The sequence below is a fragment of the Pantoea sp. X-Soil-YNGN-775 genome, from assembly GCF_059730575.1.
Window position 1 is genome coordinate 2,553,267 of sequence record NZ_AP035945.1, and the last position, 15,858, is coordinate 2,569,124.

Here is a 15,858-nt window from a genome sequence, read left to right on the forward strand (position 1 = left end):
GGCAGCCTGAAGGCTGCCCCCTATTACGCGGCCAGCAACGCCGATCAGAACTTTTGCTTGAGATAATCGGTAATGCGGGTAATGACGCCAGCAGGCTCAACTGCGCTCAGGGCCACCAGCGGATAGTGGGCAATCTGCTGATCTTTATCCATTACCTGAATTTCACCAATCACCTCATTGGCTTTCAGCGGCGCTTCCAGATCGCTGCGGTTAATAATGTATTTCGCTTTGACGTTCTGCACTTCACTGCGCGGCAGCGACAGATAGACATCATTCGCGGTACCCACTTCGACCTGATGCGGATTGCCGTACCAGACGTTCTCGCTGCCAATTTTCTTACCGGCATGGAACAGCTGCACGGTATCAAAGGTATTCTGACCCCAGACCAGCAGTTTACGTGCCTGCTCTTCGCGCCCTTTTGGACTCTTGCCGCCCATCACCACGGCAATCAGACGATGTTTGCCCACCACGTTAGAAGCGATGATATTAAAGCCTGCGGTTTCGGTGTGACCGGTTTTCAGCCCGTCCACATGCAGGTTGTTATCCCAAAGCAGGCCGTTACGGTTGTTCTGAGTGATGCCGTTCCACGTCAGGGTTTTCTCACTGTACATGGCATAGAAGTCGGGTTCGCCATCGATAATCGCCCGCGACAGTTTCGCCATATCCAGCGCGCTGGAGAACTGGCCTGGCGCGTCCAGCCCATGCACCGTTTCGAAGTGCGTATTTTGCAGGCCGAGCTTATCGACATAGTGATTCATCATTTTGACGAAATTGTCTTCGCTGCCCGCCACGTAGTCTGCCAGCGCTACGCAGGCGTCATTACCGGAATCGATGATTACTCCCCGGCTTAAATCACGTACGCTCAGCTTGTCGCCCGGCTTAAGGAACATCAGCGATGAGCCTTTAAATACCGGATTACCGGCTGCCCAGGCATCTTTGCCGACGGTGACCATATCGTCGCGGCTGATTTTCTTTTGATCGATAGCGCGATCGACGACGTAACCGGTCATCAGCTTGGTCAGACTGGCAGGATTGCGGCGCTCATCCGGATTACCGGCGGTCAGGACCTGGCCGGTGGTGGCATCCATCAGCACCCAGGACGCCGCATCAATCGCCGGTGGCGTCACGGGAAATGGCATGTCGTCAGCCTGTGCCAGCGAAGCCCAAAAAACAGTAGCGGTAACGGTAATCAACAGACGCCTTTTCAACACTTCATCCTTACCTGCACGGGAGAAAAATTTATTTATGAAACGAAACGGAAACAGCCGCACGTTTTACGGCAAAACCGTTGTGAAGGTTTGAATAAATTGAAAAAAAGTATGAACTGGGGCGGCTAAGACGCTGACTGGCTGTTCGATGGATCACGGCGTGCGGTGAAAGCTGTTTACTTAATGAACGTTTACGCGCACCTTTTGTACGGTTAAAAAAGGAACATCGACCTGAGGGATAAGGTTACGTATTACGCTGATGAGATTATCGATTTGTCTCAACGCCGGTGCCGGTGATAGGTTCGGTCACATTGAATACTCCGGAAAAGAAAAAGCCACGCGCCAGCCATGCGCAGGGTGCGCGATAAGATGCTGGTCGTGGCTTTTGGACATGAAAAAAGCCCGCCGAAGCGAGCTTTTTATTAGTTTTTTGAAAAAAACCGAAGGATAAGATTAACCAGGTACTTGCAGATCACTAACGTACCAATAATGCTAGTAAAATAAATAGCAAACCCAGAAAACTCTTTAGATATCTCAAAATAAGTGGAATCCAACAGGCCAACGCCATGGAGAAAAGATATATTGAGCAGAAGACCTATACCTATCACCAAAAGCTGCAATGTTTTACTGAAATATTTATTTTTTTCTAATTGCATACGCCGCCTATTCCACCAGAGCAATCACTACCTCCATTAGAGGCTTGACCAGAGCCGTTATTCGAACTACCTATACATGAATTAATTCCACCAGTTACAACTCCAGGCAACGCCGCTCCGGGGCCGCCAAAAAAACCGCTCATAGCCCCAAGCCCTATAGCGGTTACGCAGCCATCGGTACCGGCATAAATATCATGACTCCCATTACTGCCAGCGCTTCCACTGGATTTACCGTGTTGACTTTGACGTGCGCTAGCACCTGCACAAGAAGGATCATATGCACCGCTTGCACCAGCAATCAACATGAACTGCGCTTTATTCAAAATTTCCATATTTTATTTCCAATAGTTTTATCCTGAGTAACCATGAGCAGCGCTGTTAAGTTGTTATAACACTCGCGGTTAAAACCAACAAAAACCGCGCCTGGAGAACAATGACCAAATAAAGTAACAATATAAACAGCCATTTGCTTCAAGCTGACATATTTTTATCAGAGCAATGCGTTAAAATAATTCAGTAAAAACCAAATAAATTTTAATAACTGTGAACTCAATCTCGTTATTTTTAAAGCCCTCAATAGCTAAATTAACAGTCATTACATTTTAATAACGGCATCCGGCAACTGATGTATTATTCTTTCAATTTCCGTGGGATATCCACTGCCGTTTCAATATATTCGCGCATCTCTTCTGCTGTCTGCAGAAACCTTTCCCTCTCCAGTTCAACACCAATCGCACAGCGGCCCAGCCTCACGGCCGCTTTCAATGTTGGCCCTGACCCCATGGAAAAATCAGCAACCACATCTCCCGGCCTGCTGCTGGCATTAATGATCTGCTCAAGCATGACAGTGGGTTTCTCGCATGGATGCTTTCCGGGATAAAACTGAACCGGTTTATGCATCCATACGTCGGTGTATGGCACTGACGCAGACACGGCAAAATACCGCCGGAGAGACTTAAACTCAGCAAGCAGATCAGAATACTTACGATTCAGTGACTGAGATGCTGCCACCAGCTGATGATGAGGACGCGCCAGTTCGGCTCGTCGATGCTTCTCGATAGCAATGCGGGTGAACAACCCCTTTAATTTCAGGTAATCCGCCTCACCCGGCAACTGCCACTGGCTGGAACCGAACCAGTGGGAGACCATGTTCTTTTCCCGGTATCCGCTATGGTCGGTTTAGTGGTGGCTTTGCTGTGAGCGGCGGCGGCTTTTGGCTCAATACCTTTATCAAGACTCAGGCGGAGTTCGGCGACCCTGTTTCTCGCATCATGAAGAGAGACGGCTGGGTACTTACCAATGCCAATGCGATGCTGCTTGCCCTGCCACCGATATCGATACTGAAAGTTGATAATTCCGCGCGGCGTGATCCTAACGCCCAGCCCGTCTGAATCGGTTATTTCCGGCGAGCCTGAATATGGTTTACCATGTATAGAGCGGAGCTTAATGTCGCTGATAGCCATAATAATATTTTGTACTCACTGAATTATGAATTCATCGTGTACTCAATGTGCCATGTACTAACGAATACACCAACATTCAACCTTGTACATACCTAATCGAATGGTTCTGGCTTTTGTAATATTTATTAGTAAAAACATAAGGATAAACAAATAAACGTGGATACTTTGATACAGTGAAAGACAATTCAGTACAGCCAACATTCCTCTTCCACGATTATGAGACCTTCGGCACCAGCCCTTCACGCGATCGGCCGGCACAGTTCGCCGGTCTGCGTACCGACAGCGATTTTAATCCGATTGGTGAGCCGCAGGTGTTTTACTGCCGTCCGCCGGATGACTATCTGCCGCAGCCGGAAGCGGTGATGATTACCGGCATCACGCCACAGGTGGCGATGGCGCGCGGCGTGACTGAAGCGGAGTTCGCTGAACGCATTCACGCCCTGTTTACCACCGAACAAACCTGCGTGGTCGGCTACAACAACGTGCGCTTTGATGATGAAGTAACGCGCAATATCTTCTACCGCAACTTCTACGATCCCTATGGCTGGAGCTGGCAGAACGGCAACTCGCGCTGGGATCTGCTCGACGTGATGCGGGCCTGCTATGCGTTACGTCCGGAAGGGATTAACTGGCCAGAAAATGAAGAAGGCTTTCCCAGCTTCCGGCTGGAGCATCTGACCAAAGCCAACGGCGTAGCGCATGAAAATGCCCATGACGCGATGTCTGATGTCTATGCCACGCTGGCAATGGCCCGGCTGGTGAAAGAGAAGCAGCCTAAGCTGTTTGAGTTTTTGTTTGCCCACCGTAACAAAAACAAGCTGATGAACCTGATTGATATCCCGCAGATGAAGCCGCTGGTGCACGTGTCCGGCATGTTCGGCGCGGCACGCGGCAACACCAGCTGGGTGGTTCCGCTGGCCTGGCACCCGGATAACCGCAATGCGCTGATTGTGGTCGATCTGGCCGGTGATATCTCACCGCTGCTGCAGCTGGATGCCGATACCCTGCGCGAGCGGCTCTATACGCCGAAAAACGATCTCGGCGATCTGCCGGCAGTGCCGGTTAAGCTGGTTCATATCAACAAGTGTCCGGTGCTGGCACCGGCCAATACGCTGCGTCCGGAGGATGCCGCCCGGCTGGGTATCGATCGTCAGCACTGTCTGGCGAATCTGGCGCTGCTGCGTCAGCAGCCAGAGGTGCGCGAAAAGCTGGTGACGCTGTTTGCTGACGCCGAACCGTTTACCCCGTCGGACGATGTTGACACCCAGCTGTACGATGGCTTTTTCAGCGATGCCGATCGCGCGGGCATGAACATTATCCGCCAGACCGCACCCGCTAATTTGCCGGCGCTGGATTTAACATTCGACAGCGCGCGCGTGGCGAAACTGCTGTTCCGTTATCGGGCGCGTAACTTCCCCGGCACGCTGGATGATGCGGAACAGCAGCGCTGGTTGCAGCATCGGCGCGAGGTGCTCAATGCTGAGCGGGTGCAGGCGTTTTTGCAGGAGCTGGAGTCACTGGCGAGTCTGCATGAAGCCGATCCGGAGAAGCTGGGGCAGTTAAAAGCGCTCTATCTCTATGCGCAGGAGCTGGTTTCTTAGCCCCGAAACTGCCCGGCCGTTTCTGCTGCCGGCTAAGGTCGGGACCGCAACTGTTCGCGGTCCCGCCACGTTACCGCATTACATCATCATCCATACCAGCCAGGTCAGCGCAAAACCGCACAGTCCCATCATCGTGGTCAGTATTGTCCAGCTGCGTAACCCATCAGCAACCGACAAACCAAGATAACGGGTGACCACCCAGAAGCCGGAATCATTAACGTGTGACAGGCCCAGCGCACCAAAACAGGCTGACAGGGCGACCAGCACCAGTTGCATCTCGCCAAGCCCGGTCACGGCGGTACTTAACAATCCACAGGTTGTGACAATCGCCACCGTGGCCGACCCCTGTGAAGCACGCAGCGCCAGTGAAAGAATAAACGCAGCCGGGATCAACGGCAGATGAATCGTCTGCAATGAACTGGCCAGCGCTTTGCCTACGCCCGATTCCACCAGCACTTTGCCGAACGCGCCCCCGGCACCTGAGACTAAAATCACCCCGGCAGCGGTGGATATCGCGTTGTTTGACAGCGTTTCCAGTTTCTCTTTGGTCCAGCCACGACGCAGTCCCAGTAACCATCCTGCAAGCGCCAGGGTAATCAGCAATGCCACAGCTGGCGAAGCCACTAACGTCAGAATCTTCAGTGGCAGGCTATCGGGGGTAAGATGCGGCGGCAATAACGTACCCAGCATGATCAGCAGAATCGGCAATAAGATTAAGCCCGAAATCAGCAAAGCGCCCGGCGCATCTTTACCGCTGGCAGATGTCGTCTGGGCGGTGGGTTCAGTAAGCTGCAGCTGCTCCAGTACCTGAACAGAAAGATGGTATTTTTTAAGATTTAGCGCCTTAGCCACGAAATAACCGGCAATGCCTGTCGGTATCGACAATGCTATCCCGGTCATCATTAACCAGCCAGGATCGGCATTCAGCAAACCGGCGGCGGCGGCCGGTCCTGGATGAGTGGGCACCGTAACATGCACCATCAGCATCATGCCTGCCATTGGCAAACCAAACTTCAGCGGCGATACGCGCATCACTTTGGTAAAACCATAAATCAGCGGGACCACGATAATAAACCCGACGTCAAAAAACACCGGCAATCCCAGAATAAAGGCTACGGTGGTTAAGGCCGCGACCATGCGCTGCGGTCCGCACAGCTGCGCGAAGCGGTTTGCCAGCCGATCAGCGCCGCCGGATGCTTCAATAATCGCGCCGAGTATCGCCCCCAGTACAATTATTGCGGCAATGCTGCCGAGCAGGCTGCCCATCCCGCCCAGGATCACTTTCATAATGTTTTCAGCCGGGATACCGGTAGTAATGGCGACAAACAGGCTGGCGATCAGTAACGCAATAAAGGGATGGACTTTGGCTTTGATTACCAGCAGCAACAGCAGAATCACGCTGACCAGCGCGATGGATAACAGCAGCGTAGTGGACATCGGCAGACCTCTTATTAATTATAATTTTCAGTAAGTTATATTTTTATTGATTGAACACTGGTGTGATTAAGCTGCAGCAGGACTCACACCGTTTGCCTGACAATCGGTGTGAGTAGCGGTGCAGGTGATTAACGGCGCGTACGCCAGCGGGCAAACCAGCCGAGGCCAGCGGTGGTGCTGCTTCGCGGGAAATATTCGCAGCCGACCCAGCCCTGATAGCCGACCTCATCCAGCAGGGTAAACAGCCACGGGTAGTTAATTTCCCCCTCATCCGGTTCATGGCGATCCGGTGCCGAGGCGATCTGTACGTGACGATAGCGCCCGGCGTAGTGGCGAATCAGATGGCTAAGGTTGCCATCCACTAACTGCGCATGGAACAGGTCGAGCTGGGTAAACACATTGGGCCAATCGATCTGCTCCACCATTTCCAGCGTCTGATACTGGCTGGAATAGAGATAGTTCGGCTTAGTGGTCGGGTTCAGCGCCTCAATCAGCAGGTTGATGCCGTGCGGCGCAAAGCGTTGTGCGGCATAACGCATATTGTTGATAAAGGTCTCAGCATAGCGCTGGCGATCGGCACCCGGCGGCACCGTCGCCGCCATGATGTGCACCTGCGGGCAGTTGAGCGCCAGCGCATACTGCAGGGCGCGATCGATATCCGCTCTGGCTTCCGCTTCACGGCCGGGAATGGCGGAAACGCCCCACTCGCCCGCGGCAATGTTGCCAGGCGCGGTGTTGAACAGCACCAGCTGGAGCTGATTCTCATCCAGCCACTGCTTCAGCTGTTCTGCGGGATAGTCATAGGGAAACAGAAATTCCACCGCCTCAAAACCGGCGGCCGCTGCGGCAGCGAAGCGTTCAGCAAACGGCAGTTCGGTAAACTGGGTCGACAGATTGGCAGCAAACTTAGGCATTATCGGCTCCTTAACTCAGCCACTTCGGCGTCGTTGAGATAACGGATGGCGCGGTCGCCAAGGGTAAAAATCAGCCGGGCCGTCTCTTCCAGCTCCTCGGTGTTATCTGCCGCTTCACGCAATGATTTTCCCACTACCACCGGCCCATGGTTGGCCAGCAAAAAGGCGCGGTAGCGCGGTGCCAGCTGCGCCAGATCTTCCGCCAGCCGCTGATCGCCCGGCTTGTAGTACGGCACCACCGGCACATCCCCGACCCGCATCACCACATACGGCGTGAACGGACGGATGCAGTTTTCCGGGTCCAGCCCCTGTAAACAAGAGAGCGCCGTCAGGTAATGACTGTGCAGATGCACCACCGCTTTGCAGTCGAGATTGTTCAGGTAGAGCGCGCGGTGAAAGGCGATCTCTTTGGACGGTTTATCGCCGGAGAGCCACTCGCCGTCCGGGGTGACTTTAGCGAGGCGGTCACCCTGCAACTCACCGAGGCAGGAGCCGGTGGGCGTCGCCAGCAGATTACCATCTTCCAGCCGCACGGACAGATTGCCGGCCGAGCCGGTGGCGTAGCCGCGCTGAAAGAAGGAGGCGCCGAGCCGGACCATTTCGTCACGCGCCTGCTGCTCGGCTAAAGAGAAAGATTCAGACATGGGGAAACTCCGTTTGCGCGCGGCGGAAAAAGTCTTCATCGCCAAAGTTACCGGACTTCAGCGCCAGCGACAGTGGCTGCTGAATATCACGCACCCACGGCACGCCAGGCGAGATGGTCGGGCCGATATGAAACGCCGTCACCCCCAGGCTCTGGGCCACCACGCCGGAGGTTTCGCCGCCCGCCACGATAAAGCGCTGCCAGCCGCGCCGCTGCAGCTCACGGGTTACGGCGGCAAACAGCTGTTCGACCGCCTCACTGCTGCGCCGGGCACCATATTGCTGCTGAATCAGCTGCAACTGCTGCGCGTCAGCGGTCGCAAACAGCAGCGGCGCCAGTGCCTGATGACTGTTGGCTGTTACCCAGTCACACAGCTGCAGGGCATAGTCGTCAGCATCCTGCAGGCAGCGTTCGACCTGCACTTCCTGAGCGGGTGCCAGCTGGCGATAGACACTGACCTGGCGTTGGGTCATCTGCGAGCAGGAGCCGGAAAGCACCACCGCACGATCGCCCTGCGGTCGTCCTGCCTGCTCCGCCGCCGCTGCATCCGCTCCGGCCGTCGCCCACTGGCGCGCCAGCCCGATGGCCAGCCCGGAACCGCCGGTCACCAGCCGCAGATCGCGTAGCGCCTCGCCCTGGGTCAGCAGATGTTGTTCATTCAGCGTGTCGATGACCACATAGTTAATGCCCTGCTCCGCCAGTTGGCCCAGCGCCTGACGCACTGCCTCCGCGCCTTGATCGACCTGCGCTGCAGCGATCAGCCCGGCCTGACCGGTGGCCTGCGCTGTCATCAGACGCAGCAGGTTGCTGTCGTGCATCGGGGTGACCGGGTGATGGCGCATGCCGGAGTCCGACAGCAGCCGATCGCCGACAAACAGATGCCCCTGATACACCGTGCGCCCGTTCACCGGCAGCGCCGGACAGATCACCGTCAGGCTTTCGCCCAGCGCGGCCAGCAACGCATCGGTCACCGGGCCGATATTGCCCTGCGCGGTGCTGTCGAAGGTGGAGCAGTATTTAAAGTAGAAGCGCTCACAGCCCTGCTGTTGCAGCCACGCCAGCGCCGCCAGCGACTGCGCTACCGCCTGCTCTGCCGGGCAGGATCGACTCTTCAGGCTGATCACTATCGCCTGCGCCCCGACGACCCGATCGCCGGCCGGTACGCCGTTGAACTGAATGGTGGTCAGGCCGTTTTGCGCCAGAAAACTGGCGATGTCGGTCGCACCGGTAAAATCGTCGGCTATCACTCCAAGACGCATCAGGTATTCTCCTTACCCTGAGGCAGGGTGATGCCGCTGAAGATTTTAATTACCGCGCTGTCATCCTCACGGCCATAACCGGCGTTGCTGGCTTCGGTAAACATATTGAGCGCGGTCGAGGCCAGCGGCAGCGGGAAATGCAGCGATTTGGCGGTATCCGCCACCAGGTTGAGATCTTTGACGAAGATATCGACCGCCGACTTCGGACTGTAGTCACCGTCCACCACGTGGCGCATGCGGTTTTCGAACATCCATGAGTTACCGGCGGCATGGGTAACCACCTGATACATGGTTTCCAGCGGGATGCCCGCCCGTGCCGCCAGCGCCATCGCTTCTGCCCCAACGGCGATGTGCACTCCGGCCAGCAGCTGATGAATGATTTTCACCGTCGAGCCGAGGCCGATGTCGCTGCCCACCCGATAGACTTTGGCCGCCACCGCATCCAGCACCGGTTGCAGCTGCGTAAAAGCCTCTTCGCTGCCGGACGCCATTACCGTCATCTCACCGCTGGCGGCTTTGGCTGCCCCACCGGAGACCGGCGCGTCGAGCATCAGCAGCTGATGTTGTGCCAGCCGCTGTTCAATCTGCTGCGCATCCTGCGCCGAGAGCGTTGATGACACCATTACCGCCGTGCCGGGCCTTAGCTTCGCGGCCAGACCATCGTCACCAAACAGAATGGCGTTCACCTGCTGCGCATTCACCACCAGCAGCAGCACCGCGTCGAGCTGGTCAGCAAAGGCGGCGGCGGAGGATTGCGCGTCACGAGCGCCCGCCTGGCGCAGGCTCTCCAGCGCGGCGGGATTCAGATCGACGCCCCAGGTGTTAAGACCGGCGCGGATACAGGATTGCGCGGCACCCATGCCCATGGAACCTAACCCGATAACACAGATATTTTCGACTGGCACTGTCGGCCTCCACTGTTAAATTAAGTGATTATTTGTTTGTTACTGTTAATCCTGCCAGCTTTACCCCGGCAAAAACGTGTGGCAACTCACAAAAAAACATCTGTGATGTGATCGAGAACAATTCTTAACATCTCTCATCGTCCCTGAAAAACGCCGCCTTGCGGGCACTTTCAGCCGGTTTAACCGCTGGCGCAGGCTGTTATTTTTTGTTCTTCCCGACCGGCAGATGCTCTACAATGTGAAAAAATGATAAAACTCAGGGAGCGAATATGATTCCGGTTGAACGTCATCAACAGATTCTGGCGCTGGTGGCCGATCGTGGCGTGGTGAGCATTGCTGAACTGACCGAGCGGCTGGGCGTGTCGCACATGACTATCCGGCGTGATGTGCAAAAGCTGGAGGAGCAAGGCGCGGTGCTGTCGGTGTCAGGTGGCGTAAGGTCGGCGGATCGGCTGGCGGCCGAACCGTCACACCTGACCAAAAGTGCCTTGTACAACGATGAGAAGCGCGCGATTGGTCGCTATGCCGCTCAGCACATTCCGCGCAATAGCTGCATCTATCTGGATGCCGGCACCACGACGCTGGCGCTGGCGCGGGAGGTGGTAGATCGGGATGATTTGCTGGTGGTGACCAATGATTTTATGGTGGCTAACCTGCTGATGGAAGCCAGTCACTGCCGGGTGATCCACACCGGCGGTACGGTCTGCCGCGAGAACCGTTCCTGCGTCGGTGAGTCGGCAGCGCGCAGCCTGCGTCATCTGGCGATCGACATCGCCTTTATTTCCGCCTCCTGTTGGGGGCCCCGCGGGCTGTTTACGCCGGATGAAGATAAGGTAACGGTGAAGCAGACGGTCAGCGAGGTGAGCAGTAAGCGGGTGCTGTTGAGCGACAGTTCGAAATACAACAAGATTGCGACCTTTCTGGCCCTGCCGCTGGAGAAGTTTGATCTGGTGGTGACCGACAGTCAGTTGAGTGAGGCGGGACGGTTGGCATTGAACACCGGGCACTGGGAGCTGGTGCTCGCCGGTTAACACTTTCGCCGCCCTCCCGTTGTTAGCGCGGGAAGGCGGCGAGGTTTAGCGCGATTAAACCTCTTCGCTGAACTGCGGCACCGGATTACGGAAGCTGCGGGTGACGAACGCCAGATAGATAATGCCAATGGTCGCCCAGATCAGGCCCAGCACCATTGAACTCTCTTCCAGGTTCACCCACAACGCACCGACCGTCAACGCACCCAGCAGCGGCAGCACCAGATACTGGAGGTGATCTTTCAGCGTACGGTTACGCTTCTCACGGATCCAGAATTGGGCAATCACCGACAGGTTAACGAAGGTGAAGGCCACCAGCGCACCGAAGTTAATCAGCGCCGTGGCGGTTACCAGGTCAAAGTTAATCGCCATCAGCGCAATCGCACCCACCAGCAGCACGTTGAGCGACGGGGTACGCCACTTCGGATGAATGTAACCGAAGAAACGCTCCGGGAACACGCCATCACGGCCCATCACATACATCAGACGTGATACGCCGGCATGCGCCGCCATACCGGATGCCAGCACCGTGACCACCGAGAAGATCAGGATGCCGACCTGCAGCGCTTTACCGGCAACAAACAGCATGATTTCAGGCTGAGAGGAGTCCGGGTCCTGGAAGCGCGTGATGTCCGGGAAGTAGAGCTGCAGGAAGTAGGAGGCGATAATAAAGATCACGCCACCAATCAGCGCGGTCAGGAAAATCGCACGCGGAATGGTACGTTCTGCATCTTTGGTCTCTTCTGACAGCGAGCTGATGCCGTCAAAGCCGAGGAACGAGAAACAGAGTATCGTCGCCCCGGTGATCATCGGCACCACGTGCGCATTCTCAGACCAGAACGGTTTACTGCTGGCCAGCGTACCAGCACCAACGCCGTTCGCCACACCGTAGATCACCATCGCCGTGATCCCGACCATCACAATCACCTGCAGCACCACGATCACGCTGTTAAAGTTGGCGACAGTTTTGATGCCCTTGAGGTTGGAGAGCGTCATAAAGCCGACCAGCAGCACCACGAATATCCACGAAGGAATGCCGGGCACCAGCGATTCGAAATAGTTTTTCGCCAGCAGGATGTTGATCATTGGCATGAACAGGTAGTCCAGCAGGGATGACCAGCCAACCATAAAGCCGACGTGCGGACTGATCGCCTTCTGAGCGTAGGTATAAGCGGAGCCCGCAGAGGGGAAGCGGCGTACCAGCTTACCGTAGCTCACGGCAGTAAACAGAATCGCAATCAGCGCGAAAGCGTAAGCCGTCGCGACGTGACCGTCGGTCAGCCCGGAAACGATGCCAAAGGTATCGAACAGCGTCATAGGCTGCATGTAGGCTAAGCCCATCATGACGACCGGAAGTAACGTTAGCGTTTTTTTCAGCTGTGCACGCTGTGGTGCAGCGGAGGTGTTAAGCGACATGCTTCAGTCCCTCCTGCGCAACAACCTGACTGGGTTGGGTCACAGGGCAACTGCGCATTAAGCGACAGGGAGTAAGGTTGGTGATCAACGCGGCGCCGTAGTCATCACGAAAACGCGCACCAGCCTGGGCTGGCAGTGTGGAAAACATCCCCATCTTTGTATCCTCAATCTCACGCTAACGCGTGTTTTCAGTGTTTATCTATCCGGGTGCGTGCCCGGCCTCGGTTAAGTCAGCGAAAAACTATTTGTTAAAACAGGATGCAAAAAAAAATAACCGGCGCGGTAAGCGTCGGTTATGGTCTGATTTTGCAGGCCGCGTATTCTGCCTCATCCTGGGGCAAAAATACAAGCCACCGGGGCACCGGATGCAAAAAAAAGTGATCAGGCGTTTTTCAGCATCCAGTCAATCTCGGTGGCGGTTATCAGCCGTTCGAACTGCATCAGTTCATAATTCTTGCAGCTATACCAGACGCTGGCAAAGCGCTCGCCGAGCAATTTTTGCAGCGGATAGCTGTTGTTGAACTCATACAGGGCGTCACTCTGCCGAATCGGCAGCGCCAGACCTTCGGCGTGATGACCGTTGCCGGTCACCGGCTGCGGCAACGGCAGTTGGGTATCCAGGCCGTGCAGCATCCCGGCCAGTATCGCCGATACCACCAGATAAGGATTGGCATCCGCGCCCGCAACCCGGTATTCGATGCGATGATTATCGATATCACCGCACGGCACCCGCAATGCCACAGTGCGATTGTTATGGCCCCACGACGCCTGCAACGGCACGTAAGCCTCCGGCACAAAGCGGCGATAGGCATTAACGTTAGGTGCCAGCAGCGCCATCGAGGCGGGCATCAGGTCGATCATGCCGGCCAGCGCGCGCTTCATCAGCGGCGAGTCACTGCCGTCATCACAGGCGAAGGCGTTATGATCGGCGGCATCCAGCATACTGATATGTACATGCATGCCGCTGCCCGCATACTCCTCATACGGTTTGGCCATAAAGGTGGCGGTCATGCCGTGATTTTCGGCCACCTGGCGGATCAGCCGTTTCAGCTGCACCGCGTGATCGCAGGCGCGCAGCACGTCGCCGGTGTGATGCAGGTTGATTTCGAACTGACCCGGTGACGCTTCAGCCAGCGCACCATCGGCCGGAATGCCCTGCTGACGCGCCAGATCGTCAATATCGCGCAGCACATCGGCGAAATGATCAAGATTATCGACCGAATAGACCTGGCTCTGCATATTGCGTTCATCGCTGCCCGGCGCGCACGGCGGCTGGATGAAGCCCTCGGCATCGCGCTTTTTATCCACCAGATAGAACTCCAGCTCTACCGCTACCACCGGAAACAGACCTCGGTTACGCAGCTGTTGCCACAGCCGGTTAAGGACATTTCGGGGTTCAACGTCAAAGGGAGTGCCATCTTGGTTGCACATGGTGAGCAGCAGTTGCGCAATGTGCTGAGGATCGGAAGCAGAGGGAACTAAGGTGCCCGCGACGGGCAGACAAAGGTTATCAGGTTCGCCCAGAGACTGGCCGAGTCCGGCCTCTTCCACCGTGTTGCCGAGGATATCCATGGCGAACACTGAGGCGGGGAAGTAACAGCCCTTTTCCAGCTTTGGCAGCGCTGAGACGGGAATGCGCTTACCGCGAAAGACACCGTTTAAATCGTTTAACAGAATGTCGACATACTGCGTTTCAGGATGGCGCTCCAGCCAGGCTTTCACCTCAAGCTGGAACGCGCTGGTTCGTTTCTCTTCACTGTGAAGCGTGAAGTCTTCCACTTCTACCAGGTTAGTCATGATCTCACCCGCCCCTATTCGGTTTGCGCAATGCTCAAAATAACAGCCACTCCTCTAACATAGCGCCAACATAAAAAGTGTGCAAATGTAACAAATCTGTTTGAAGAACAAACAGCAGATTGCTAGATTGACAAAATATTGCACACTTAACCGCCAGACGTGCCCTTTCGGTAGATATTTCGAACAGCGATGCGAGGACGTGAAATGGGCATTATTTTTGACAAACCTTTGATTGGCGTAGTGATGTGCCAGAGCAACATCGGTGGCCATCCGACGCAAACGGTGCACAACAAATACCCCGACGCGGTGATCCTTGCGGGCGGCGTTCCGCTTGCCCTGCCCCACAGCCTGATGAACGCTCCCCAGCTATTAGAAAACGCTATGACGGTGCTGGATGGCCTGCTGCTGACCGGCAGTCCGAGCAATATCGAACCCTGGCATTACGGTGAAGCGGGAGAAGAGTCGCATGCCGATCCGGGTCGCGATCGTCTCGCCTTCCAGCTGATTACCTGGGCCACCAGCCGAAAGATGCCGATGCTGGGGATCTGCCGTGGAATGCAGGAGCTGGTGGTGGCTAATGGCGGTGCGCTGTGGCGCGATCTCAGCCAGCAAAAACAGTTCCAGCGCCATCATGAAGATGAGACCCAGCCGCTGGATCAGCAGTACGCCCCGGCGCATCCGGTGACGATTGAAGCCGATGGGTTGCTCAGTTCCCTGCTCGACAGCTCGCAACCGCTGCAGGTTAACTCTTTGCATCATCAGGGCATCCGCGAACCGGGCCCGCAGCTGCGGGTTGAAGCACGCGCGCCGGACGGGCTGATTGAAGCGGTCAGCCTGCGCCATCATCCCTTCGCGCTGGCGGTGCAGTGGCATCCGGAATGGCAGGCGGATCGCACAACCGGCTCGCGTCAGCTGTTTGACGGTTTTATCCAGGCCGCACTTCGCTTTCATAAGGAAAAAGATCATGAATGACGCCACGCTGGCACCCGGACGCCGGCTGTCGCAGATCCGTCAGGCGCTGGGTTTGTCGCAGCGCCGCGTGGCTGAACTGGCGGGCCTGACCCACAGCGCTATCAGCACCATTGAGCAGGATAAGGTCAGTCCGGCGGTCAGTACCTTACAGAAGCTATTAAAGGTGTACGGGCTCTCACTGTCGGAATTTTTCTCGGAACCGAAAGCCGACGCCACGCCTAAAGTGATTGTCCGGCCCGACGATTTGCTGGAGATCGGCAGTCAGGGTGTCTCGCTGAAGCTGGTCGAAAACGGCAATCCGCAGCGCTCGCTGGGCATGCTGCTGGAAACTTATCAGCCCGGTGCCAGCACCGGCGAAAAACTGCGTCATCCCGGAGAAGAGACCGGCACGCTGCTGGCGGGCGAGATCACTTTAGTGATTAACGGTCAGAGCTTTCACCTGTACGCCGGTGAAAGTTACGTGATTGATACCGGCCTGCCGCACAGTTTTACCAATACGTCTGACGAACCCTGCCGCATTGTCAGTGCCCATACGCCTGCCAATTTCTGAGCGCATCAA

13 protein-coding genes and 2 pseudogenes are annotated in these 15,858 nt (G+C 55.9%); 4 read left to right on the plus strand and 11 right to left on the minus strand.

What is annotated here, in order from left to right:
• Positions 1 to 44: 44 nt before the first annotated feature.
• The 4 genes and pseudogenes from dacD to AC6I8I_RS12090 form a co-directional block, all read right to left on the minus strand.
• Positions 45 to 1,208: a serine-type D-Ala-D-Ala carboxypeptidase DacD gene (gene dacD / locus AC6I8I_RS12075; protein WP_497820312.1), complete on the minus strand. Its 1,164-nt coding sequence runs from the start codon at positions 1,206 to 1,208 to the stop codon at positions 45 to 47.
• A 646-nt stretch (positions 1,209 to 1,854) separates the two neighbouring features.
• Positions 1,855 to 2,196: a hypothetical protein gene (locus AC6I8I_RS12080; RefSeq protein WP_312056066.1), complete on the minus strand. Its 342-nt coding sequence runs from the start codon at positions 2,194 to 2,196 to the stop codon at positions 1,855 to 1,857.
• Positions 2,197 to 2,494: 298 nt separating this feature from the next.
• Positions 2,495 to 3,022, minus strand: a pseudogene (locus AC6I8I_RS12085) (DNA methyltransferase); the annotation flags it as partial.
• Positions 3,023 to 3,027: 5 nt separating this feature from the next.
• Positions 3,028 to 3,327: pseudogene (locus tag AC6I8I_RS12090) on the minus strand (Arm DNA-binding domain-containing protein); the annotation flags it as partial.
• A 173-nt stretch (positions 3,328 to 3,500) separates the two neighbouring features.
• Here AC6I8I_RS12090 and sbcB point away from each other — a divergent pair.
• Positions 3,501 to 4,928, plus strand: coding sequence for an exodeoxyribonuclease I (gene sbcB / locus AC6I8I_RS12095; protein WP_312056064.1), 1,428 nt, complete (start codon positions 3,501 to 3,503; stop codon positions 4,926 to 4,928).
• Positions 4,929 to 5,006: 78 nt separating this feature from the next.
• Here sbcB and AC6I8I_RS12100 read toward each other — a convergent pair whose 3' ends face one another.
• The 5 genes from AC6I8I_RS12100 to ltnD all read right to left on the minus strand — a co-directional run bounded on the left by AC6I8I_RS12100 (position 5,007) and on the right by ltnD (position 10,086).
• A complete protein-coding gene (locus AC6I8I_RS12100; RefSeq protein WP_312056063.1) occupies positions 5,007 to 6,365 on the minus strand; it encodes a GntP family transporter in 1,359 nt (452 codons plus the stop codon).
• 128 nt (positions 6,366 to 6,493) lie between these two features.
• A complete protein-coding gene (locus tag AC6I8I_RS12105) occupies positions 6,494 to 7,279 on the minus strand; it encodes an HPr family phosphocarrier protein (RefSeq protein WP_312056062.1) in 786 nt (261 codons plus the stop codon).
• The gene (otnC, locus tag AC6I8I_RS12110) at positions 7,279 to 7,923 is read right to left on the minus strand and encodes a 3-oxo-tetronate 4-phosphate decarboxylase (protein WP_497827893.1); all 645 of its coding nucleotides are present in this window, start codon (positions 7,921 to 7,923) and stop codon (positions 7,279 to 7,281) included. The genes AC6I8I_RS12105 and otnC overlap by 1 nt, the downstream gene beginning before the upstream one ends.
• The gene (gene otnK / locus AC6I8I_RS12115; RefSeq protein WP_497827894.1) at positions 7,916 to 9,181 is read right to left on the minus strand and encodes a 3-oxo-tetronate kinase; all 1,266 of its coding nucleotides are present in this window, start codon (positions 9,179 to 9,181) and stop codon (positions 7,916 to 7,918) included. Before otnK ends, otnC begins: the two co-directional genes overlap by 8 nt.
• Positions 9,181 to 10,086 (minus strand): L-threonate dehydrogenase, encoded by a 906-nt coding sequence (gene ltnD / locus AC6I8I_RS12120; protein WP_312056060.1) that lies wholly within the window; start codon positions 10,084 to 10,086, stop codon positions 9,181 to 9,183. Before ltnD ends, otnK begins: the two co-directional genes overlap by 1 nt.
• A 269-nt stretch (positions 10,087 to 10,355) precedes the next feature.
• Here ltnD and ygbI point away from each other — a divergent pair, with 269 nt between their 5' ends.
• Positions 10,356 to 11,117, plus strand: coding sequence for a DNA-binding transcriptional repressor YgbI (gene ygbI / locus AC6I8I_RS12125; protein WP_312056059.1), 762 nt, complete (start codon positions 10,356 to 10,358; stop codon positions 11,115 to 11,117).
• Between the two features lie 54 nt (positions 11,118 to 11,171).
• On the opposite strand, the gene AC6I8I_RS12130 is transcribed toward ygbI, so the two are convergent.
• Positions 11,172 to 12,530, minus strand: a complete 1,359-nt coding sequence (locus AC6I8I_RS12130; RefSeq protein WP_312056058.1) for an APC family permease — start codon at positions 12,528 to 12,530, stop codon at positions 11,172 to 11,174.
• Between the two features lie 381 nt (positions 12,531 to 12,911).
• Positions 12,912 to 14,327 carry a glutamine synthetase family protein gene (locus AC6I8I_RS12135; protein ID WP_312056057.1) on the minus strand — a complete coding sequence of 472 codons (1,416 nt, stop codon included), beginning with the start codon at positions 14,325 to 14,327 and terminating at the stop codon, positions 12,912 to 12,914.
• A 204-nt stretch (positions 14,328 to 14,531) separates the two neighbouring features.
• Here AC6I8I_RS12135 and puuD point away from each other — a divergent pair, with 204 nt between their 5' ends.
• Positions 14,532 to 15,299, plus strand: coding sequence for a gamma-glutamyl-gamma-aminobutyrate hydrolase (puuD, locus tag AC6I8I_RS12140; protein WP_497820320.1), 768 nt, complete (start codon positions 14,532 to 14,534; stop codon positions 15,297 to 15,299).
• Complete coding sequence (gene puuR / locus AC6I8I_RS12145; protein ID WP_031375362.1) at positions 15,292 to 15,849, plus strand: HTH-type transcriptional regulator PuuR; 558 nt, start codon at positions 15,292 to 15,294, stop codon at positions 15,847 to 15,849. The genes puuD and puuR overlap by 8 nt, the downstream gene beginning before the upstream one ends.
• Positions 15,850 to 15,858 lie beyond the last annotated feature (9 nt).